This is a genomic window from Micromonospora sp. NBC_00821, from assembly GCF_036347035.1.
Lineage (GTDB): Bacteria > Actinomycetota > Actinomycetes > Mycobacteriales > Micromonosporaceae > Micromonospora > Micromonospora hortensis.
This window is the reverse complement of the sequence record NZ_CP108880.1, coordinates 3,711,169-3,732,002: the sequence shown is the minus strand read 5'-3', so window position 1 is coordinate 3,732,002 and position 20,834 is coordinate 3,711,169. Positions and strand designations below refer to the sequence as shown.

Here is a 20,834-nt window from a genome sequence, read left to right as displayed (position 1 = left end):
GACCGGACTGCGCCATCCGTTTCGGAGGGGCACCCGGCGTCGCGCCCGCTTTGAACGGGCACCCGGCGTCGCGACGGTCCGCGACGCCGGGTGCCTGCCGCACACGGAAACGTAAGTGCCGCTGGCCGGCACCCCGGGTTGCGGGTGCCGGCCAGCGGTCGGTGTCCTGGTGTCATCTTGCCGTGCCGTGCCGTGCCGTGCCGTGCCGTGGTGCGGTGCTGGGTGCTTGTGGTGTGGTGCTGTGGTGCTGTGGTGCTGTGGTGCGGGTCAGCTGTTCCAGTGCTGGGCGACCAGGTCGGTGGCCTGCTGCTCCCACTGGGCGTAGGCGTCCGGGTACGCCGAGACCTGTACGGTCTGCGCGGCGTCGGTCAAGGCCATGTCCTGCCACCCGTCGACCTGCTTCAAACCCTTGAGGAACGCGGTGGTGGAGTACTCAGGGTCGGTGATCTGCTCCGGCGTGCCCCAACCCGAGCTCGGGCGCTGCTGGAACAGGCCCAGCGAGTCGTGGTCGTTCATGTCGCCCAGGTGACCCAGGTTCTCCAGCTTCGACTCCTGCAGGCTCGTCGCGATCGAGATGACCGCGGCCCGCTCCGGGAGACCGGCCTTCTTCGTGGCGGCGATGATCGCCTTCACGTTCGCGGTCTGCTCGTCGTTGAGGGTGATGTGGGACTGGTCGCCCTGCGGCTTCTGCGCCGCCGACTGCACGGTGACCGCGACCGGCTTGGCATCCACCGGGTTGGCGTGGGCGGCGATCGGGCCGGCGAAGACACCACCGGCGAACGCGAGACCAGCAACAGACAGCATGCTCTTACGGAAGATCGTGTTCATGGGGGTAGCTCCTTCGGGGGTAGAACACCCACACCGCCAAAGGGGGGAACGGCGGTTGATGGGTGTGAGCACCTCGTCCGGCGCTGCAACATGCAAAGCGGAAAGAGTCTTGGGGGTGACACCGTGTGGGGCGTCGGGTCGGCGACCTGCCGAGCGCGGGGGCTCGTGGCGCCGGGACCCTGTGTAACGACCCGGGGGCCGGGGTCATTCCGGGGTCGGCCCACCTGCCGGCACCCTCGTGTGGCGGTGCCCGACGGTCGTTCGTGGGGACTGCAACGACCGGGTGGAGGCTGGCATTCCAACCTGCGCGACCAGCCCTCAGGGTCGGGCCGCGGGCCGGTGGTACTGCGATCGTCAGGGTATGTAACGACCCCGGCCCGGCCATCATTCCGGCCTGAGGGTGCGCCCAGTCACCACCCACGAACGGACAAACCACCCACAACCACCGGGCCGACAGCGCCGAACCGACCCTCACCTACGGGATCCACTCAGGTTCACTCAAGTCGGGCCATCCCGGACACCCAGCACACCCCGACGGCCGCAAACACAAGTCGATCACGACCGGGCCGAGCACGCGAAGCACACACAAACCGGACAGACTTCGCGGCTGAGCAGGGCCATGTCGGCGCGCCTGGCGCAGCGGGTTGGGATCGACCTGAGCGACACCGGCTCTGGTGGGCGTTACCCTGACACCATGCAGGCCGTCTCCCCCACCGCGACCGGCGTGGCCTTTCTGGCCCGCCCGGGTCGCCCCGCTGTGGTGGCGCGGACGCTCGCCGAGCTTGCCGGCCCCACCCGAGGTGTGGTGGAGCTGCCGGTACGGCTGATGTGGAACGCCGAGCGCACCTTCGACCTCGGCGACCCGGACCAGCTGCTCTGGATGTACGAGAACGTGCTTCGCGAGACCACTCGGGCCGAGGATCTGCGCGCTCTGATCAACGGGCGGACACTGCGTCGGGTGTGGCGACTGCTCAACCTGCCTCGGGGCGTACGCCAGGCGTGGGAGAGCCGGCACCGCGGCCTGCGCGCGGCGTGATCGAACCTCATCTGCACGAGTTCTACCGGGAGGTGGCCCGGGTGGCGCTTGCCGCCGCCGGGCCGTACCGGTTCGTGCTGGGTGGTGGGGTGGCCTGGGCGGCGCACGGGCTGGTCGCCCGACCGACGGAGGACGTGGACCTCTTCGCGGACGTGGAGGGTGCCGCGGCGGCCGCGTCCGCCGGGGTGCGGGTGGCCCTGGAGCGGGCCGGGTTCATCGTCAGCGACGCCGACCCGGACAGCGAGCTGGCCGAACTGTTCGACGGGTACGAGCAGGACATGAAGGATTTCGTGGTGAGCCGCGACGGACGGCAGATCCGGCTCAGCCTCGCCCGGTTGGACCGCCAGCAGAGCCCGGTGGTGATGGACCTCGGCCCGGTGATGGACGTTCGTGACCTGGTGGCGAACAAGATCGCGGCGTTGGTCAACCGTCGGGAGGTTCGCGACTTCATCGACGTGGCCGCAGCTCTCGACCACTACGACGTGACCGAGCTGTTGGTGCTGGCACGGCAGGTCGACCCGGCGCTGGACCCGGACGACGTCCGCGCCGCCGGCCGCTACCTGGACCGACTCTCCGACCAGCGTTTCGGCCGCTACGGCCTGGGCGGCGCCGACGTCGCCGAGATCCGGCAACGCTTCGCCGCCTGGCCACGCTGACCGGGTGGGCATCCCGAGCGGACGCCCACCCGCCGGCCTGTCACTTGGTCGGTCGACCGCCCGTGACCCCCAGGATCTCGCCCGTCACGTAGCTGGACTCCTGCGAGGCGAAGAAGACGTACGCGGGCGCAAGCTCAGCCGGCTGCCCGGGACGCCCCTCCGGGGTGTCGGTGCCGAACTGCTTCACCTTCTCCTCCGGCATGGTCGACGGGATCAGCGGCGTCCACACCGGCCCCGGTGCGACAGCGTTGACGCGGATTCCCTGCTCGGCCAGGTCGGCGGCGAGGGCCTTGGTGAAGTTGGCGATCCCCGCCTTGGTGGTGGCGTAGTCCAGCAGCTGCGGCGACGGGTCGAACGCCTGGATCGACGACGTGTTGATGATCGCCGACCCTTCGGCCAGGTGCGGAATGGCGGCCTTGCAGAGCCAGAACATCGCGTACAGGTTGGTCTTGAACACCCGGTCGAACTGCTCGCTGCTGATGCCGAGGATCCCCTTGTCCTGCGACATCTGGTACGCCGCGTTGTTCACCAGGATGTCGAGGCCGCCCAGGTCGCGCACCGCCCGGTCGACCAGTTCCTGGCAGTGCGCCTCGTCGGTGATGTCACCGCGTACCGCGACGCCCCGCCGGCCGGCGGACTCGACCAGCCGGATGGTCTCCCGGGCGTCGGCGTCCTCCTCCTCACCGAGGTAGGAGATGAGCACGTCCGCGCCCTCCCGGGCGAAGGCGATCGCGACCGCCCGGCCGATCCCCGAGTCACCGCCGGTGATCAGCGCCCGCTTGCCGTCGAGCTTGCCGCTGCCCCGGTACGACTCCTCCCCGTGGTCGGGCTTGGGGGTCATCTCCCTCGTCGAGCCGGGCGCTGACTGCTGCTGTGCGGGTTGACCGGACTGCTGGCCGTACTGGCTGGTCGGGTCCTGCTGGGTGTGCTGGTCCTCGCTCACTGAAACTCTCCTCGCTGCGCGCGGGAAGCGGGGCTTTCCCGCGAATGCCGTCCCTGACGGCCCTACCCTGCGTCGGCCTGCGGAAACCGCTGCATCGATCGGGGCTGCCGTGGCGGGAGTGCCGGGTGCTGGTTATGGTGCGCAAGGCGCTCACGAGGCGCGTCCACCCCATGGAAAGGCACGTCATGACCTCTCCCTCCGGCCCGTCGCGCCGCCAGGTGCTCGTCGCCGCCGCGGCCGCGGCGACCACCCCGCTGATCGCCGCCGCGCCCGCGCAGGCGGCCGGCGCGGCCCGGCCGCGCACCTGGGACCTCACCCTCCTGGGCACCTCGGACACGCACGGCAACGTCTACAACTGGGACTACTACCGCGACGCCGAGTACGACGACAGCAAGCAGAACGACATCGGCGTGGCGAAGCTGGCGACCCTGATCAATCAGATTCGTCGGGAGCGGCGCGGCAAGGCGACGCTGGTGCTCGACGCCGGCGACACGATCCAGGGCACGCCGCTGGCCACGTACTACGCCAAGCAGGAGCCGATAACCGCCACCGGGGAGAAGCACCCGATGGCACGGGCCATGAACGTCATCGACTACGACGCGGTGACGCTGGGCAACCACGAGTTCAACTACGGTCTGCCGTTGCTGGACCTGTGGATCCGTCAGCTCGGCTTCCCGGCGCTCGCCGCGAACGCCGTCAACGCGAGGACCGGCAAGCCGGCCTTCCTGCCGTACGTCATCAAGAAGGTCTCCCTCGGTTTCGCCGCGCCGACGCTGCGGGTCGGCATCCTGGGGTTGACCAATCCCGGTGTGGCCATTTGGGACAAGGGCAACGTCGAGGGAAAGCTGCGTTTCGACGACATGATCGCGACCGCCGCGAAGTGGGTGCCGATCATGCGGGCCCGCGGCGCGGACCTCGTTCTGATCTCGGCGCACGGCGGCGACAGCGGCACCTCCAGCTACGGCCCCGAGCTGCCGAACGAGAACCCGGTGGCGCTGATCGCCCAGCAGGTGCCGGGGATCGACGCGATCCTCTTCGGTCACGCGCACAACGAGGTGGTCGAGCGGTTCGTGACCAACGAGCGCACCGGCACGCAGGTGCTGCTCTCCGAGCCGTCGAAGTGGGGCCAGCGGCTCACCCGGATGGACTTCACCCTCACCCGTGAGCGCGGACGGTGGGCGATCACCAAGAAAGCCGCCACCATGCTGAACACCAACACTGTGGTCGAGGACCCGAAGGTGCTCGCCGCCGTGCGGGCCCAGCACCAGAAGACCATCGCGTACGTCAACCAGGTGGTCGCGCAGTCCACTGTGGAACTGTCGGCGGCGGCGTCGCGCTACGAGGACACGCCGATCCTGGACTTCATCAACCACGTGCAGACCGAGGTGGTCGGCGCGGCGCTGGCCGGCACGGCGTACGCGGACCTGCCGGTGCTGTCGATCGCGGCCCCGTTCAGCCGGACCGCCGTCTTCCCGGCCGGCGACGTGAAGATTCGCGACGTGGCCGGCCTGTACGTGTACGACAACACCCTCGAGGCGGTAGTGCTCAGCGGCGCCGAGGTGCGCGCCTACCTGGAGTACTCGGCGAAGTACTTCCGTACGTTCGCGCCGGGCGCCCCGGTCGACCCGGAGCAGATCAGCGACCCGGCCGTGCCGGACTACAACTACGACGTCTTCTCCGGCCTGGACTACGACATCGACATCTCCAAGCCGGTCGGGCAGCGAATCACCCGGTTGGTGCTGGCCGGCACCGACACTCCGGTGGCGGACAACGCGCAGTTCGTGGTGGCGGTGAACAACTACCGGCGCAGCGGCGGCGGCAACTTCCCCGGCATCGTGAAGACCCAGGTCTACAACGCGCAGCAGGAGATCCGTCAGCTGCTCATCGACTGGGCGCAGGCCAAGGGGACGATCGACCCGGCCGACTTCTTCCAGCCCAACTGGCGTCTCGTACGCGAGGGCGTGCCGGTCTTCTGACCGCAGCGCATCACGAACGGGCCGTGGGTGGCGACACCCGCGGCCCGTTTCGCGTTTCTCAGCCCTGCACGTTCCAGCGGATCGGGTCCTCGGACTCCTCCGGCCGGTCGCGCCCGGGATCGGTCTCGGTCAGGGCCACCCGCTCGTCGGGCCGGACGGCGGGCGGCAACTCCCCGAACCGCGCGTGGCGCAGAAACTCGTACTCGTCGTCGGTGAACGGCTGCTCGGTCATCAGCGCCTCCCCTGCTCCCGTTGTGATTGTCCGGCGATCGCGCCGGTCGACACCAGTAGCCGGACGCACACCCTCTAAGGCGTCCTAGGATCCTGGGTGAGGGGTGGTGGCCTGGCGCGACGGATGGGACACCCGGTCGAGCACCGCGAGCGCCGCCCGGATCGGGCGGCGGCCCAGCATCTCGTCGAAGCTCGCCCGCCCTTGGCAGAACTGCACGAACATCCGCCAGCCCGGTGGGGTCGCCAACAGGGCGTGGAACACATCCGGGCGACGGGTGAACACGTCGAGCAGCCGGAACCCCGCCCGCATCTCCGGCAGCAGACGCTCGGCCACCGCCCGCTCGTACCCGGCCAGGTCACCACCCGCGACCGCAGCGCCGGCCAACTCGCCGGAGCGCAACGCGAAGCTGATGCCCTCCCGGCTCCACGGCTCCAGCAACCCCGCCGCATCCCCCACGACCAGCACCCGGCCGTTGCGCAACGGTGAATCCTCCGCGCGGCAACGGGTCAGGTGACCGGAGTCGTGCTCCGCCGGCAACCCGGTCAGACCTAACCGGTCGACGAACCTCCGCAGGTAGTCGCGGGTCCCCTCCCCCGCACCCCGCGCGGCGATCACGCCGACGGTCAGCCGGTCGCCCTTGGGAAAGACCCAGGCGTACGAGCCCGGCATGTCGCCCCAGTCCAACAACAGCCGGCCCCGCCACCGCTCCTGCTCGGCGGGCGGCACCGGAATCTCCAACTCCAGACCCAGATCCACCTGCCGGTACCGCACTCCGACGTGCCGCCCGGTCACCCCCGACGAGCCGTCCGCCCCGATCACGGCACGAGCCGCGATCGTCGTACCGTCGGCCAGCCGCAGGCGTACCCCCTCGGGGTCCTGCTCGATCGCGCGGACCGCGACCCGCTCCCGCAGTTGCGCGCCGGCGGCGACCGCCGCCGCGCGCAGCCGGTCGTCGAACTCCTCACGGCGCACCATGGTCACCACCGGACTGCCGTTGCGGCGGGTGAACTCCCGACGGCCGTCGCGGGTGAACGTCACCCGGTCCACCCGGTCGTGCGCGGGCACCTCGATCCGATCCTGAACGGCCGCCAGCGAAGTGCCGATCAGTCCACCACCGCAGGTCTTGTACCGCGGGTGCACTGCTCGCTCGACGACAAGGGTGGAGACGCCAGCACGGGCAGCGGCGTGCGCCGCGGACAGCCCCGCGGGGCCAGCGCCGACAACGACGAGATCCCAAACGATCACGGAAGCAGCCTAGGGCACCTTCCCCACCCGACCGCCGGACCCGCCCGCCGTCGCGACCGCCCGATCGGGTGTGCATCTTCGGGCACCGAGGGGGTAACCGGCGCACGGCAACCGCCACCGCAGTGGCGGACGAGCACAAGGAGGAACCATGCAGCAGGTGCAACTGTCGGAGGCCGAGCAACGGGTGTACCAGGCGGTCACCACCCTCGAGGCACGCGGGCAGGTGCCCTACCCGGACCTGATCGCCGAGGAATCCGGGCTGACCGCGGAGCAGGTGGGCAGCCCCCTGCACCTGCTCACCGAGAAGGGCCTGCTGCACCGCGAGGACTCACCGATGGCCGGCCTCGACTTCGGTCCCCGGTTCTGCGCCCGCCAGATGGCGTGACCGACGGAACCAGCCGGCACGGTTCGCCCCCCGACGACCCGGGTAGCGGTCAACCATGCATGACCGAGGGTCGACGGGGGGCGCGGTGAGCGCGGCGCAGACGCCGCAGCCGGTGACAGCGGCCGAGAACCGACGACGCTGGCAGGCGGTTGGCGTCGGACTCGTCGCCGCCTTCATGACGCTGCTCGACGTGAGCATCGTCAACGTGGCCGTGCCCTCGATCGACCGGGCACTGCACGCGTCGTCGAGCGACCTGCAGTGGATCCTCTCCGGGTACGCGCTCACCTTCGGACTGGCGCTGGTGCCCGCCGGTCGCTTCGGCGACGCCCGCGGTCGGCGCAACGCGTTCGTCTTCGGCATCGCGCTGTTCACCGTCACCAGCGCGCTCGCCGGGCTCGCCACCTCCCCGACCTGGCTGGTCATCGCCCGACTTCTGCAGGGCGCCGCCGCCGGCGTCGTCAACCCCCAGGTCATCGGGCTGATCCAGCAACTGTTCCGTGGGCCCGAACGCGCCCGCCCGTTCGGGCTGCTCGGCGCCACCATCGGCATCTCCACCGCCGTCGGGCCGCTGCTCGGCGGACTGCTCATCGCCATCGGCGGCGAGGAACACGGTTGGCGCTGGGTGTTCTTCGTCAACGTGCCCGTCGGTGTCCTCGCGGTGATCCTCGGCTGGCGGCTGCTGCCCGGCCGCCCCAGCGGCCAAGCCGGCTGGCATCGACTCGACCCCGTCGGCGTCCTGCTGCTCGGCGTCGGAGTGGTCCTGGTCCTGCTGCCACTGGTACAGGAGCAGCAGTGGCAGACCCCCTGGAAGTGGGCGCTCATCCCGGTCGGCCTGGCGGTGTTGGTCGCCTTCGGGCTCTGGGAGCGAGGGTACGCACGCCACCACCAACCCCTGTTCGACCTCCGGCTGTTCAGCTTCCAGTCGTACACCCTGGGGTCGATCCTGGCGCTCGTCTACTTCGGCGGCTTCACCGCGATCTTCTTCATCTTCACCCTGTTCCTACAGATGGGCCTCGGCTACAGCGCCCTCGTCGCCGGCCTGGCCATCACCCCCTTCGCCCTGGGCTCCGCCGCCGCCGCCGTGCTCGGCGGTCGCATCGTCAACCGCTTCGGCCGACCACTGGTCGCCATCGGACTGCTCACCGTGGTGGTCGGACTGGCCGCCACGGTGATCGCACTGCACCTCTTCCCGGACGCCCCGACACCCTGGGTCACCGCCGGCCCGCTGCTCGTCGCCGGCATCGGCAGCGGGCTGGTGATCGCCCCCAACCAGACGATCACCCTCTCCGAGGTGCCGGTCGGGCAGGCGGGCAGCGGCGCCGGCATGCTCCAGACCGGCCAGCGGATCGGCGCCGCCGCCGGCATCGCCGCCGTCGGCTCGCTGTTCTTCTCCACGCTGGCCGACAGCCGCGGGGACTGGACCAACGCCTTCGAACAGTCCCTCATGCTCGCCACCGGCATCATCGCGCTCGCGCTGATCACCGCGCTGATCGACATCTGGCGGAGCCACAACCACAAAACCTGATCGGGGTACGCCGCTGGCCGGCACCCCGGGTTGCGGGTGCCGGCCAGCGGTCGGTGTCGTGCTGTGGTGTTGTCGTGCGGTGCGGTGGTGCTGGGTGCTTATGGTGTGGTGCGGGTCAGCTGTTCCAGTGCTGGCCGACCAGGTCGGTGGCCTGCTGCTCCCACTGGGCGTAGGCGTCCGGGTAGGCCGAGACCTGTACGGTCTGCGCGGCGTCGGTCAAGGCCATGTCCTGCCACCCGTCGACCTGCTTCAAACCCTTGAGGAACGCGGTGGTGGAGTACTCAGGGTCGGTGATCTGCTCCGGCGTGCCCCAACCCGAGCTCGGGCGCTGCTGGAACAGGCCCAGCGAGTCGTGGTCGTTCAGGTCGCCCAGGTGACCCAGGTTCTCCAGCTTCGACTCCTGCAGGCTCGTCGCGATCGAGATGACCGCGGCCCGCTCCGGGAGACCGGCCTTCTTCGTGGCGGCGATGATCGCCTTCACGTTCGCGGTCTGCTCGTCGTTGAGGGTGATGTGGGACTGGTCGCCCTGCGGCTTCTGCGCCGCCGACTGCACGGTGACCGCGACCGGCTTGGCATCCACCGGGTTGGCGTGGGCGGCGATCGGGCCGGCGAACACACCACCAGCGAACGCGAGACCAGCAACAGACAACATGCTCTTACGGAAGATCGTGTTCATCAGGGGTAGCTCCTTCGGGGGTAGAACACCCACACCGCCAAAAAGGGGGGAACGGCGGTTGATGGGTGTGAGCACCTCGTCCGGCGCTGCAACAAACAAAGCGGAAAAAGTCTTGGGGGACGCCGTGTGGGGCGTCGGGTCGGCGACCTGCCGAGCCGGGGGGCTCGTGGCGCCGGGACCCTGTGTAACGACCCGAGGGCCGCGGTCATTCCGGGGTCGGCCCACCTACCGGCACCCTCATCGAGGCGGTGCCCGACGGTCGTTCGTGGGGGTTGTAACGACCGGAGGGCCGGGGTCATTCCGACTTGCCCTCAGGGGTCGGGCTGCAGGTCGGTGGTACTGCGATCGTCAGGGTATGTAACGACCCCGGCCCGGCCATGATTCCGGCCCACGAGTGCCCCGGGCCACACCCCACCAACACCCACCAACGGACAAACCACCCACACCCACCGGGCCGACAGCGCCGAACCGACCCTCACCTACGGGACCCACTCGGGTTCACTCAAGTCGGGCCATCCCGGACACCCAACACACCCCGACGTCCGCAAACCCGAGCGGACCACGACCGGGCCGAGCACGCGAAGGCCGAAAGACGGACACCATGCCCTTGGCTGGGGCCCTCACCGTGATCGCCTTGACGGCCGTCCGCCGGTGTCACCCACCCCACCCGGGAAGAGACTGTCGCCGGTGAAGAGGCGCGGGCCGGGCTGAGTCTCGCCGCGTCGGCCGTACCGCGGTGTGTCGACGTCGACATCGGCGGGCATGGCCGTACCGACCATGGCCCGATGAACGGCGTTGGCGGGCCGCCCTCTCTCTGAACAGGCTGGCGCCCGTCGGAGTGTTCCGACGGGCGCCAGCTTGAGTGCTGTCCGGGCGCAGCCCGGTGGTGTGGATTAGTGCGCCGCACCACCGAAGCGCTGGCGGCGACGCCAGGCCAGGGTCAGCAGCAGCATCACGGCTCCGGCGCCGACCAGGCCGCCACCGAGCTTCATGGGCGTGCCGAGGCTGTCACCCGTGACGGGCAGCGGCTGCTTCTTGTGCAGCACCCGCAGCTCGGTGGTGGCGGTACGGCCGGACTCCCGGCCCGTGGCGGTGAAGGTCAGCAGACCCGTCACCGACGGCTTGTAGCTCTTGGTGAAGCGGCCCTGGCCGTTGGTGTACGCCGTGAAGTGCAGGGGCGCGCTCGCCTGGTAGGCAACCGGAGCCATGGCCACGGTGCTGCCGTCGCTGCGGCGAGCCGGAGCCGCACCGCCGGCCGGAGCGGCCTGCGGAGTGACGGTCACGTTGATGTCGACGGTCTCGTTCGGGCCGAAGTTGGTGCCGGTCAGCACCACCGTCTCGCCGAGGTAGATCGTCGGGCGGTTGACGGTCAGCGACGCGGCGGTCGGCGGGTACGGCGGTGGTTGCGGCGGATCGGTGGTCGCGGTGGGCTGCGGCTGCGGCTGTGCCGCCCCCGCTGCCGTCGGCACGGCCACCACGGCCAGGCCGACCGTGAGCGCCATGATGATGCGGGATAGCCGCATGATTGGTTCCCTCCTACTGATCACAGCTTGGTGCGGAATGAACTTGGGTGGTCCAGGGGCTGGCGGTGGGGGTCAGCCACAGCTCGGCCTGTCCGACGCCGGTCTTGGCCGTCAGCACGGTGACCTCCAGCGCCCTCTCGGCGCCGGGGCCGACGTCGACGCTGGCCGTGGCCACCTGGCGGCGGCGTTCCGTGCCGCTGCCAAGCGCCGTCTCGGCCCCGTCCAGTCGGGCCTCCAGCACCGCTCCACCAGCCGGGCTGAAGATCGACACCAACGTGCGGGCGGTGTACGGATCGCCGGCCAGGCCGAGGCCGAGCACGGATTTGCTAAGTCCGGACTTCGGCGCCGTTGAGCGCAGGGTCACCCGTAGCCGAAGCTCACGGCGACCGTCCGACCGGCATTCGCCGACCATCAGGTTCGCCGTCGGCCGCAGGTAGTAGCCGAGCTTCGCGCCGCTGCCGTCGTTGAGGAACACGCCGACGGTCGGCACGGTGTCCTGTTCCGGAAGCGTCCCGGCCATCCGGCTCTCGCCGAATGTCCGCTGTTCCTCAGGTCGGGCACTCCAGAACAATATCCGGCGTTCAGTGATAGCACGGTCAAATGCGGACAACAACACCCGCGGGTTGACATTCTTCTTGAAGAAGGCGTCAAACACCGCCGACGCCGACGCCGCGAAGAACTCGTCCTGCTGTTTGACGTCGAGGCGCTGGTAGCTGTCGTTGAGCAGGGTCTGCACTACCTTCTCGCTGGCGAGCGGGACACCGCCGGGCACCAGCACCGGACCGGTCGCCTTGAGCAGGTAGGACAGCACCACCGGATCGACGGCGAGCACGCCGTCGACAGTGGTGCCGGTCTTGCGCCGGAACATTTCGCGGTACAGCGTGGCGGCGGTCGGGAAGTGCGGGGACAGATTGACGTCGGCGGGGTAGATGCCGGGCAGGTCCGTCCAGAGGGCCCGGGTCTCGGCGGGCACCTTCAGCGCCGGGGTGAACTGACCGAGCGAGGACGTGCTGCCCTGCTTGCCCATCTTGACCTTGCCGTTTTCCGCCTCGATCATCGCGTACGCGCCGAACATGCCGCCGGTGGCGCGCAGCTCGGCGAGGTTCTGCGAGACGAGCAGGTAGCGGCGAGGGCCGTTCGCGCCGAGCAGCGGCGGGAGGAGGCGGGCGCCCTGGTCGGCAGCCGTGGTGAGGCTGGCCAGCCGGTCGATCTCGTCGCGCAGGTCGCTCAGCGCCTGCCGGATCTGGCTGACCAGGCTGTCGGCCGGCACCGCCGCCAGGTTCTGGCGGGTCCGTTGCACGGACTCGTGCACCCCGGTCAGCTCCGTGGAGACGGCGGCGAGCCGGGCGAGGTCCACCCCGCCGCCGGTCGGCACCAGGCTGGCCAGGTCCGTCCGGAGCAGGGTCGGGAACGCGTGCCGGGCCAGGTCGTCGATGGCGACGGCGATCTGCGCGACGGCGTCGAGGTCGTCGCCGGCGATCGGCGTACGCCGTCCGAGCTGCCAACTCGGGTCGGCCGTTGCCGAACGGGCCGCGCCGGCCTGCTCCTGAAGGGCGGCGAGCGTCCGCAGGGCACGGTCGGTGTCCCCACCGACGATCTGGGCGCTCAACTCTCGGGCCAGGCCAGCGGCGTTGAGCAGGTGAGTGCGCGCCTGCCAGCCGCGGAAGCCGATCCACCCGGCGGTCGCCAGTAGCAGCGAGCCGACCACCAGGGCGCCAAGGAGCGCCCGTCGCAGTCGGGCCCTCCGACGACGCCGGGAACGGCTCCGCCGCCGGATCGGACGTTCGCTCACCGTCACACCTAACTCCCATTCGCGGAACCGGACAGAAGGTCGATTCCCTGACGTTCTTAACACGCCTGAGGGAAGTTCGTACCGTTATTGCATTTCTGGTCCTTTAAGCGAGTTTCCTTCGCAGTTACGTGGCCGGCTCTGCGACCCGCCCGGCCGCCTCGTGCAGCAGCCGTTCGATCTGGTCCACGCCCGCGGGCAGCGACATCTCGCGCAGGTACGCGGCCCGCCCCCGGCGACCCATCTCGGTGCGGCTCGGCGGCGGAATAGTGGCTGCCAACCAGAACCTGTCGGCCAACGCCGCCCAGTCCTCGGGCGGGCAGGACAAACCAGCCCGAACCCGTTCGACCAACTCGGCGGTGTCCCCACCGGCGGAGGCGATCACCGGCGCGGCGCAGGACAGCGCGGCCTGGAGTTTGCCGGGGACCGTGCCGCGCAGCTCCGGAAGGTCGCGCGACATGACCAGCTGATAGTCGGCGGCGGCGTACAGCTCGGGCATGTCGACCGGCGACCGCCGCTCCAGGAAACGGACGTTCTCCGCGCCCAGCTCGGCGACGAGCCCCCGCACCCGCCGCTCCGCCGCGCCCGAACCGACCAGGACGAGATCCATCGTCCGGTCCAGTGCCGCGGCCGCACGGACCGCGGTCTCCAGCCCCTGTCGCGCCCCGATGGTCCCGGCGTGCATCACCACGCACCGACCGTCGCGACGGACCAACTGGCGGGCCGCCGCGCCTGGCGTCGCCGGGTAGAAGATCCGCTCGTCGGTCCAGTTCAGCACCAGCCGGACCCGGGTCGGGTCGGCGCCGGCGGCGACCACCAGGTCCCGCATCGACGGCGCCGCGACCGCGATTCGCGCCGCGGTCCGGTAGATCCGGGTCATCGTGCTGCCCATCCGCGCCGCCCAGCGCCCCTCGCCCCCCTCGTCCGCGCCGTCGCTGGTCCAGACGTCCTGCACGTGCAGGACCGCCGGCACCCGCCCGAGCAACCGAAGCACCCCGGCGGCGGCGAACGTCGTCGCCGGCAGTTGAAAGACGTAGAGCGCGTCCACGTCGCCCAGGAACCGGCGGGCGACCAGCCCCGCGCTGCCGGCGAAGGAGAGGTAGCTGGCCATTCGGCCGCCGACGGACGCGGCACCCCCGGGGTACCGGGGCACCCGTCGCACACTCAGCCGTTGGCTGTGCGTCTCGTGGTGCCACCGCTGTCGCCAGCCGGGATAGACGTGGCCACCGGGGTAGTCCGGAAAGCCGGTGAGAACCCGTACCTCGTGCCCACGCGCGGCCAGCTCCTCGGCGAGACTCCCCGGGATGAACGCCGGCTCGGGCGGAAAGTGGTACGACAGGATGCCGATCTTCACCGGTGCGCCCCCGTCCCACAGGGATCGCCGACGATCGGCGCGGCACCACGACCGGCCGGCGTACGGCGCGCGTACGATGCCGACAACCCCTCCCCGCGCGGCCACCGGCGTCGACGCACCGCCCCCGCGGTGCGCGCTTCGGTGTCCGTACCGATGAGAGGGGCACCGATGGCTGATCGCGTGTTGTTCGTCTGCCACGCCAACCTGTGCCGGTCACCGATGGCCGAGTACCTGGCCCGCCGGCTGCTGGCCGACCGACCCGTCGAGGTGGTCAGCGCCGGCACCGACGCGATCGACGGGTTGGCCATGCACCCGTACGCGCTGGAGGTCGTGACCGAGAGCGGCACGGACCCGGCGGCGTTCCGGACCCGGGGATTGCGCCCCGAGTATCTGGTCGACGCGACGCTCGTGCTCACCGCTACCCGACGCCAACGCTCGGTCTGCACCGCGTTGGCACCGGGAGCGCTGCACCGGACGTTCACGCTGCGCCAGTTCGGCCGGCTGGCCGCGGCGGCCGAGCCACCCGCCGACTCGGCCGACGACCCGCTGCGGGCGGCGATCGCCGCCGCCGCCCAGGCACGGGGACGGCTGCAACCCGCCGCCCCTGACGAAGACGACCTTCGGGACCCGATCGGCGGTACCGCGGCCGACTTCCGACGCTGCGCCGAGGAGATCGAACGCTCGCTGCGACCCCTCGCCGTGCTCATCGGGGCAGCCGGGTGAGTTCCTGGGTGTGGTCGGGGACGCCGTTGACCCCGTCGGCGGTCGCGCTGTGCCGGCCGGACGCGGCCCGGTCGGCCGGCACCGACGTCTCGGCCGTCGAGGCCACCACACGGTAGGCCTCGTACTGGTACGCCTCGGCCTTGGCCACCTTGGCCATGTTCAGCACGCAGCCGAGCAGCCGGACCGAGACCGAGTGCAGTGACCGGGCCGCCGCGGCGACCTGGGTCCGCGAGGTACGACCCTGCTGGGTCACCAGCAGCGCGCCGTCAGCCTGCACTGCCACCACCACCCCGTCGGTCACCGCGAGCAGCGGGGCGGTGTCGATGATCACGATGTCCGCCGACTCGCGCAGCGCCAGCAGCAGGTCCGACATGGCCTTGGAGCCGAGCAGCTCACTCGGGTTCGGCGGGGCCGACCCGCTGGGCAGCACCAGCAGCGACTTGTCGCCCCAGCGCTGTACGACGTCGCCCACCTTCACGTCGCCGACCAGCACGTCGGTGAGGCCGACGCCGGCGTCCAGGCCCAGGTAGTCGTCGACCTTCGGGCGGCGCAGATCGGCGTCGACAAGAAGCACCCGCCAGCCCGCCTCGGCCAACGCGATGGCCAGGTTGCAGGAGAGCGTGGTCTTGCCCTCGCCCTGGAGGGCGCTGGTCACCGCGATGACCCGGGCCGGCTCATGGACGTCCACGAAGCGCAGGTTGGTCCGCAGCTTGCGCACCGCCTCGGCGCGCGCCGAGGTCGCGGCGTCGCCCACGATGAGCGGAGCGCTGCGCGCGTTGGCCTCGAACGGAATCTCACCGAGCAGCGGGCTGCCGGTGGCGCGTTGCAGGCCGGCGGCGTCGCGCAGTCGGACGTCGGCGACGCCGCGCAGGATCGCCAGACCGATGCCGAGGAGCAGACCGACCAGCCCACCGAGGGTGAGGTTGCGGACCGGCTGCGGCGAGACGGGGTTGGCGCTGACCCGCGGGCCACTGACCACCTCGATCTTGATGGGCGCCTTGCCCTCCGGCGTCGTCTCCACCTTCTGTACGAGTTCGACGAACTTGTTGGCGAGGCTCTCCGTCACGCGCAACGCGCGAGTCTGGTCGGTGTCGGTGACCGATGCCCGCAGCAGAACGGTGCCGGTCTCGGTGGAGGTGCTCACCCGGCGCTGCACCTCGTCCGCGGTGAGGCCAACCGGGGTCTCGGCCACCACGCTCTGCGCCAGCCGGTCGCTGCTGAGCAGGTCGGCGTACGACTTGACACGCTGCTGGAGGAAGAGCCCGCCCTGGTAGGCGTCGGTGACGCCGGTGTTGGGGGTGGTGACGAAGAAGGTCACCGAGGCGACGTACCGGGGTTGGGCCCGTACGGTCAGGAACGCCGAGACGCCGAGAGCCACCATGACCGTGACCAGCGCGACCCACCAGTGCCGACGCACGTGGCGCAATTGGCGGAGCAGGTCCATCAGGAGCGCCCCCGTGCCGGTCCGGTTACGGCAAAGAACTTCACGAAAACCCCCAAGGTCGTCTCTAAACTCGTGAAACCATTAAAGCCGTTCATACGGCTTATGTCCGGAGTTACCTATATTCCGGCGGCGAGATGTGCGCCCGCATGACCAACCCGACAAACGTCCAATCGGCAGCGGCGACAACGGGGAAAAGTCGAAGAGCGATCGGACAGCGTCCGATCGGCCCAGCGGTCGCCGCCGACCGCGCCGCCGGATAGGGTCGACAGCGGTGTGCCGGGAAGTCTGGTCGGCGAGTGGATTCCTGCCGTCCCGACTCCTGTAGGTGAGCCCGAAATTGACCACCCCCACCCCGCCGTCCGGCGCACGTCCGCCGAAGACCCGGCTGTTCTCCCGATCGTCCTGGCCACAGGCCCGGCACCTGGCCGACGTGCTGCGCACCGAGACCGTCGGTGGCGCGCTGCTGCTGTCAGGTGCCGTGATCGCGCTGGTCTGGGCGAACTCCCCGTGGTCCGACTCGTACGCCCGCCTCGGTGAGGTGGTGCCCTGGCCCGGCGCGCCCTGGCACCTCGACCTGAATCTGGCCACCTGGGCGGCGGACGGCCTGCTGGCCATCTTCTTCTTCGTGGTGGGCCTGGAGCTCAAACGGGAGTTCGTCGCCGGTGACCTCCGCGACCCGCGCCGAGCCGCGCTGCCGATAGCTGCCGCGCTCGGCGGGATGCTGCTGCCGGCGCTGATCTACGTGGCGGTGGTGCTGAGCGGGGGCGGGGAGGGCCTGCGCGGGTGGGCCATTCCGACCGCCACCGACATCGCGTTCGCGCTCGCCGTGCTCGCTGTGGTCAGCTCACATCTGCCCCAGGGCCTCCGCGCATTCCTGCTCACCCTCGCGGTGGTCGACGACCTGTTCGCGATCACCATCATCGCGATCTTCTACACCGCCGATTTCCACCCCGTGCCGCTACTCGCCGCGTTCGCGCCGATCGCGCTCTTCGCGGTGCTGGTGCAGCGGGGACGCACCTGGTGGTGGGCGCTGATCCCGCTCGCGATCGCCGCCTGGACACTGATGCACGCCTCGGGCGTGCACGCCACTGTCGCCGGTGTCCTGCTCGGCTTCACGGTCCCGGTGCTCGCCCGTCGGCCGGCTGGCCAGCCGGCCACCGCGAGCGCGGAGGCGGGCGAGGGTGGGCTCGCCGCCCGCCTGGAACACCGCTGGCGGCCGGTGTCGGCCGGCTTCGCGGTGCCCATCTTCGCCCTCTTCGCCGCCGGGGTCACCCTGCGCGGCACCGACCTGGGCGCCCTGCTGAGCGACCCGATCGTGATCGCCATCGTCGCCGCCCTGGTGTTCGGCAAGAGCATCGGCATCTTCGGCTCGACGTACCTGCTGGCCCGGTTCACCCGCGCCGAACTGGACGAGGACATCACCTGGGCCGACCTGCTCGGGATCGCCCTGCTGGCCGGCGTCGGCTTCACCGTCTCGCTGCTCATCGGCGACCTGGCGTTCGGGGCGGGCAGCACAATCGACGACCGGGTCAAGGCGGCCGTGCTGCTCGGCTCGGTGATCTCCGCCGGGTTGGCCGCCGCGGTGCTCAGCCGCCGCAACGCGGCGTACCGGAGGGTGGCGGAGAAGGAGCGGCTGGACGCTGACGGGGATGGCGTACCCGACGTCTACCAGCACCCCGACGCCCGCTGAACGCGCCGACGCGCCGGGGTTGACGCGGAGCGTCGAGGGGTGGCGCGGCGCGGCGAGCGCGGGTTCGCCGTCGTGCCGCGCCACCGCACCACTGGCGCGGGTTAAGGCTCAGTGGCGACGGTCGGCGGGCGGCAGGTCCTCGGTCTCCTCGACCAGCGCCTCGGCCGTCGGCGCGGTGAGGTCGTCGCCCGGCACCGCCACCGCCTCGACGCGATCCTGCTCGTCGGGCTTCCCGCCGGGCGGCGGCTCCGGGGCGGTGGCACCGCCGGCGTAGCCGTATTCGTTCGGTTCGTCGTGCCGGCTCATGTGGTCATCCTCCCGCTTTTCCCGTTTCACCTGTCGAGGCCAACGGTAGGTGGTGATCGTCCTCGGCGCAGCGCGCCGGGGATTGTCGGCCGGACCATGGGGGTGGGTGGCTGAGCGCCGCCCCGAGCAGCTGACGCAGGGCGATGATCGCCACCGCGCCGGCCAGGCCGTTCCAACCCGGTTCGCCGGCGAGCCGGAGCAGGCCGGCCGCGGTGAGCAGGTCCAGCAGTACCCGGACCCCGCTGCGCAGCGCCCCGGTGGTGAGTGTGGTGAGCACCCCGGCGACCAGCGCCAGGGCGGTGACCACCGTGACCAGGATGCCCGTCACGATTGGCGCTCCCCCTCGGCCACCTGACGCTGCTCCTGGCGGATCTCGCGGCCCAGGAAGTAGTTCAACGCCGTTCGGATCGTCGCGATGGCGGCCAGTTGGCCGATCTGCGTGAAGGACGGGGACACCGCCGTGCGCAGCACGTCGGCCGCCAGCTGGAATTCCAGGCCGAGGGTCAGAAAGCGGCCGAGCGAGAGCCGGATCGGCGTGAAGCGGGCGGCGCTGCGGTGTCGCAGCCCTTCGACCACGAACCGCACCGCCGCCCACACCGCGCCAACGAAGATCACCAGCGCGCCGGCCACCTCGACCACGGCAACCAGCACCTGGTCGCCCTGGCGCAACAACTCGGCCGGCTCCACCCCGGGCCGTTACCCGCCCTCCGAGCAGCTAGTCGGCGCTCAGGTCAGCTCGTTCACCGCTTCCAGGATCAGCCAGAGACCGGAGATGGCGAAAAGGATCGCGGCACCGTACTTGATGGTCTTCTCCGGCAGCCGCCGGCCGAGCATCCGGCCGACCAGGATGGCCAGCGCGTCCGCGGCCACCATGCCGAGGGTGGAGCCGAGCCAGGTGCCGAACCAGCCGTACTTGGTGGCGAGCGTGATCGTGGCAAGCATCGTCTTGTCACCCAACTCGGCGAGGAAGAACGCCACCGACACCGCCACCAGCACGGTCCTGTTGGTCTTCTCCGCCTTGCGCTTCTCCTCCTCGGTGAGCTTGTCCCCGCGTAACGTCCACGCACCGAACCCGAGGAACGCCACGCCGGCGACCAGGGAGATCCACTCGGTCGGCAGCACCGCCCCGAGGCCCGCGCCGATGGCGACCGACGCCAGATGCACCACCGCGGTGGCGACAGTGATGCCGATCAGCACCGGAATCGGTTTGAACCGCGTGGCGAAGGTCAGCGCCATCAGCTGGGACTTGTCCCCCAGCTCGGCGACGAAGATGACGCCGAAGCTGACGACCAGCGCGGCGAAAAATCCCTCCATGACGTCCTTCCCGTTCACGCCGGGAGGAGGTACAGGGGCGCCCTCGACCCGGCTGCAACAGCCTGAGTCGAAGGTCTCGCCCGCCCCGAGAAGAACCAGGGCCGCGTGGCCGGGTGCGGAACACACCAGTATGTCGACCACGACATTGGGGGCTACTCCCCTTCGCGTGATCAGCCTATCGGATCACCGTCCGGCCCGGCCGAGCCGGGTGAACAGGCTCACCGCGCCCGCGCCAGCGTGACGCCGAAGAGCGCGTCCGGGTCGGTCCAGAACTCCGCGGTGGCGAAGCCGGCCGCAGCCAGCTCCGCGGCGATCCCCTCCCGGTGGAACTTCGCGGAGACCTCGGTACGCAGCTCCTCCCCCGCCGCGAAATCGACTGTCAGCCCCAGCACCCGCACGCTCATCGGCCGGGTCGCCCGCAACCGCATCTCGATCCACTCGTGGTCCGGATCCCACACGGCGACATGCTCGAACGCGGCCGGGTCGAAATCGGCGCCCAACTCCCGATTGATCACGTGCAGCACGTTGCGGTTGAACTCGGCAGTGACCCCGGCGGCGTCGTCGTACGCCGGCACGATCACCGACGGGTCCTTCACCAGGTCCGTGCCGAGCAACAACCAGTCGCCGACCTCCAGCGCGGCGCGCATCGCCGTCAGGAACTCGGCCCGCTCGGCGGGCAACAGGTTGCCGATGGTGCCGCCGAGGAACACCACCAACCGCCGACCGCCGGTGGGCAGCCGGTCCAGTTGTCGGGTGAAGTCCCCCACGATGCCCCGCACCCGCAGGCGGGGATAGTCGGCCGCGATCTGGGCGGTGGAACCACGCAGCGCACTGACCGACACGTCGAGAGGGACAAACGTGCCCAGCCCACCGCGGCGGGTGAAGGCGTCCAGCAGCAGCCGGGTCTTCTCCGACGAGCCGGAGCCCAACTCGATGAGCGTCTTGGCCCCGGTCAACGTCGCGATGTCGGGAGCGTGCGCGGCCAGCACCTCCCGCTCGGCCCGGGTCGGGTAGTACTCGGGCAGTCGGGTGATCTCCTCGAAGAGTTCGCTGCCCCGAGCGTCGTAGAACCACTTCGGCGGCAGCCACTTCTGCCCGGCGCTCAACCCGGCCCGGACGTCGTCGCGCAGGCCACGCTCCAGGTCACCCTGTTCGAGGTAGATCTCCAGGGGTTCTGCGGTCATCGGTT

21 protein-coding genes are annotated in these 20,834 nt (G+C 70.5%); 7 read left to right on the top strand and 14 right to left on the bottom strand.

Annotated elements, in window-relative coordinates:
• Positions 1 to 267 precede the first annotated feature (267 nt).
• Positions 268 to 828, bottom strand: a complete 561-nt coding sequence (locus OHB44_RS17115; protein ID WP_330437512.1) for a hypothetical protein — start codon at positions 826 to 828, stop codon at positions 268 to 270.
• Between the two features lie 694 nt (positions 829 to 1,522).
• On the opposite strand from OHB44_RS17115, the gene OHB44_RS17110 reads away from it, so the two are divergent.
• Together OHB44_RS17110 and OHB44_RS17105 are read left to right on the top strand one after the other, a co-directional pair.
• Positions 1,523 to 1,864, top strand: coding sequence for a hypothetical protein (locus OHB44_RS17110; protein WP_124770765.1), 342 nt, complete (start codon positions 1,523 to 1,525; stop codon positions 1,862 to 1,864).
• Complete coding sequence (locus OHB44_RS17105) at positions 1,861 to 2,520, top strand: nucleotidyl transferase AbiEii/AbiGii toxin family protein (protein WP_266302541.1); 660 nt, start codon at positions 1,861 to 1,863, stop codon at positions 2,518 to 2,520. The genes OHB44_RS17110 and OHB44_RS17105 overlap by 4 nt, the downstream gene beginning before the upstream one ends.
• Positions 2,521 to 2,560: 40 nt before the next feature.
• Here OHB44_RS17105 and OHB44_RS17100 read toward each other — a convergent pair whose 3' ends face one another.
• Positions 2,561 to 3,463, bottom strand: a complete 903-nt coding sequence (locus tag OHB44_RS17100; protein WP_266302542.1) for an SDR family oxidoreductase — start codon at positions 3,461 to 3,463, stop codon at positions 2,561 to 2,563.
• 185 nt (positions 3,464 to 3,648) lie between these two features.
• Between OHB44_RS17100 and OHB44_RS17095 the strand changes: the two genes are divergently transcribed.
• A complete protein-coding gene (locus tag OHB44_RS17095) occupies positions 3,649 to 5,439 on the top strand; it encodes a bifunctional metallophosphatase/5'-nucleotidase (protein ID WP_330437511.1) in 1,791 nt (596 codons plus the stop codon).
• Positions 5,440 to 5,497: 58 nt separating this feature from the next.
• On the opposite strand, the gene OHB44_RS17090 is transcribed toward OHB44_RS17095, so the two are convergent.
• Together OHB44_RS17090 and OHB44_RS17085 are read right to left on the bottom strand one after the other, a co-directional pair.
• Complete coding sequence (locus OHB44_RS17090) at positions 5,498 to 5,671, bottom strand: hypothetical protein (RefSeq protein WP_238685690.1); 174 nt, start codon at positions 5,669 to 5,671, stop codon at positions 5,498 to 5,500.
• Between the two features lie 84 nt (positions 5,672 to 5,755).
• Entirely contained in the window at positions 5,756 to 6,916 is a 1,161-nt protein-coding gene (locus tag OHB44_RS17085) for a geranylgeranyl reductase family protein (protein ID WP_330437510.1), read from the bottom strand.
• A gap of 148 nt (positions 6,917 to 7,064) precedes the next feature.
• Here OHB44_RS17085 and OHB44_RS17080 point away from each other — a divergent pair, with 148 nt between their 5' ends.
• Together OHB44_RS17080 and OHB44_RS17075 are read left to right on the top strand one after the other, a co-directional pair.
• Positions 7,065 to 7,301 (top strand): hypothetical protein, encoded by a 237-nt coding sequence (locus OHB44_RS17080; RefSeq protein WP_091397890.1) that lies wholly within the window; start codon positions 7,065 to 7,067, stop codon positions 7,299 to 7,301.
• Between the two features lie 55 nt (positions 7,302 to 7,356).
• Entirely contained in the window at positions 7,357 to 8,826 is a 1,470-nt protein-coding gene (locus OHB44_RS17075; protein WP_442932612.1) for an MFS transporter, read from the top strand.
• 115 nt (positions 8,827 to 8,941) lie between these two features.
• Here the strand turns inward: OHB44_RS17075 and OHB44_RS17070 are convergent, their stop codons facing one another.
• From OHB44_RS17070 to OHB44_RS17055, 4 genes are all read right to left on the bottom strand, one after another.
• Positions 8,942 to 9,502: a hypothetical protein gene (locus OHB44_RS17070; protein WP_330437508.1), complete on the bottom strand. Its 561-nt coding sequence runs from the start codon at positions 9,500 to 9,502 to the stop codon at positions 8,942 to 8,944.
• 893 nt (positions 9,503 to 10,395) lie between these two features.
• Complete coding sequence (locus OHB44_RS17065) at positions 10,396 to 11,025, bottom strand: hypothetical protein (protein WP_238685694.1); 630 nt, start codon at positions 11,023 to 11,025, stop codon at positions 10,396 to 10,398.
• 13 nt (positions 11,026 to 11,038) lie between these two features.
• A complete protein-coding gene (locus tag OHB44_RS17060) occupies positions 11,039 to 12,817 on the bottom strand; it encodes a DUF4012 domain-containing protein (RefSeq protein WP_238685695.1) in 1,779 nt (592 codons plus the stop codon).
• A gap of 124 nt (positions 12,818 to 12,941) precedes the next feature.
• Positions 12,942 to 14,168 carry a glycosyltransferase family 4 protein gene (locus tag OHB44_RS17055; protein ID WP_330437507.1) on the bottom strand — a complete coding sequence of 409 codons (1,227 nt, stop codon included), beginning with the start codon at positions 14,166 to 14,168 and terminating at the stop codon, positions 12,942 to 12,944.
• Positions 14,169 to 14,336: 168 nt separating this feature from the next.
• Here OHB44_RS17055 and OHB44_RS17050 point away from each other — a divergent pair, with 168 nt between their 5' ends.
• Complete coding sequence (locus tag OHB44_RS17050) at positions 14,337 to 14,891, top strand: arsenate reductase/protein-tyrosine-phosphatase family protein (RefSeq protein WP_330437506.1); 555 nt, start codon at positions 14,337 to 14,339, stop codon at positions 14,889 to 14,891.
• On the opposite strand, the gene OHB44_RS17045 is transcribed toward OHB44_RS17050, so the two are convergent.
• On the bottom strand, positions 14,872 to 16,335 hold the full coding sequence (locus tag OHB44_RS17045; protein WP_266302549.1) for a polysaccharide biosynthesis tyrosine autokinase: 1,464 nt from the start codon (positions 16,333 to 16,335) through the stop codon (positions 14,872 to 14,874). The genes OHB44_RS17050 and OHB44_RS17045 overlap by 20 nt on opposite strands.
• A 337-nt stretch (positions 16,336 to 16,672) precedes the next feature.
• Between OHB44_RS17045 and nhaA the strand changes: the two genes are divergently transcribed.
• On the top strand, positions 16,673 to 18,025 hold the full coding sequence (gene nhaA / locus OHB44_RS17040) for a Na+/H+ antiporter NhaA (protein ID WP_442932699.1): 1,353 nt from the start codon (positions 16,673 to 16,675) through the stop codon (positions 18,023 to 18,025).
• A gap of 108 nt (positions 18,026 to 18,133) precedes the next feature.
• On the opposite strand, the gene OHB44_RS17035 is transcribed toward nhaA, so the two are convergent.
• The 5 genes from OHB44_RS17035 to egtD form a co-directional block, all read right to left on the bottom strand.
• Positions 18,134 to 18,331 carry a hypothetical protein gene (locus OHB44_RS17035; RefSeq protein ID WP_238685700.1) on the bottom strand — a complete coding sequence of 66 codons (198 nt, stop codon included), beginning with the start codon at positions 18,329 to 18,331 and terminating at the stop codon, positions 18,134 to 18,136.
• A gap of 4 nt (positions 18,332 to 18,335) precedes the next feature.
• Entirely contained in the window at positions 18,336 to 18,659 is a 324-nt protein-coding gene (locus OHB44_RS17030) for a hypothetical protein (protein WP_238685701.1), read from the bottom strand.
• Positions 18,656 to 19,018, bottom strand: coding sequence for a DUF1622 domain-containing protein (locus OHB44_RS17025; RefSeq protein WP_238685702.1), 363 nt, complete (start codon positions 19,016 to 19,018; stop codon positions 18,656 to 18,658). Before OHB44_RS17025 ends, OHB44_RS17030 begins: the two co-directional genes overlap by 4 nt.
• Before the next feature lie 39 nt (positions 19,019 to 19,057).
• The gene (locus tag OHB44_RS17020) at positions 19,058 to 19,645 is read right to left on the bottom strand and encodes a TMEM165/GDT1 family protein (protein ID WP_266302552.1); all 588 of its coding nucleotides are present in this window, start codon (positions 19,643 to 19,645) and stop codon (positions 19,058 to 19,060) included.
• A 218-nt stretch (positions 19,646 to 19,863) separates the two neighbouring features.
• Complete coding sequence (egtD, locus tag OHB44_RS17015) at positions 19,864 to 20,829, bottom strand: L-histidine N(alpha)-methyltransferase (RefSeq protein WP_330437504.1); 966 nt, start codon at positions 20,827 to 20,829, stop codon at positions 19,864 to 19,866.
• Positions 20,830 to 20,834: the final 5 nt, after the last annotated feature.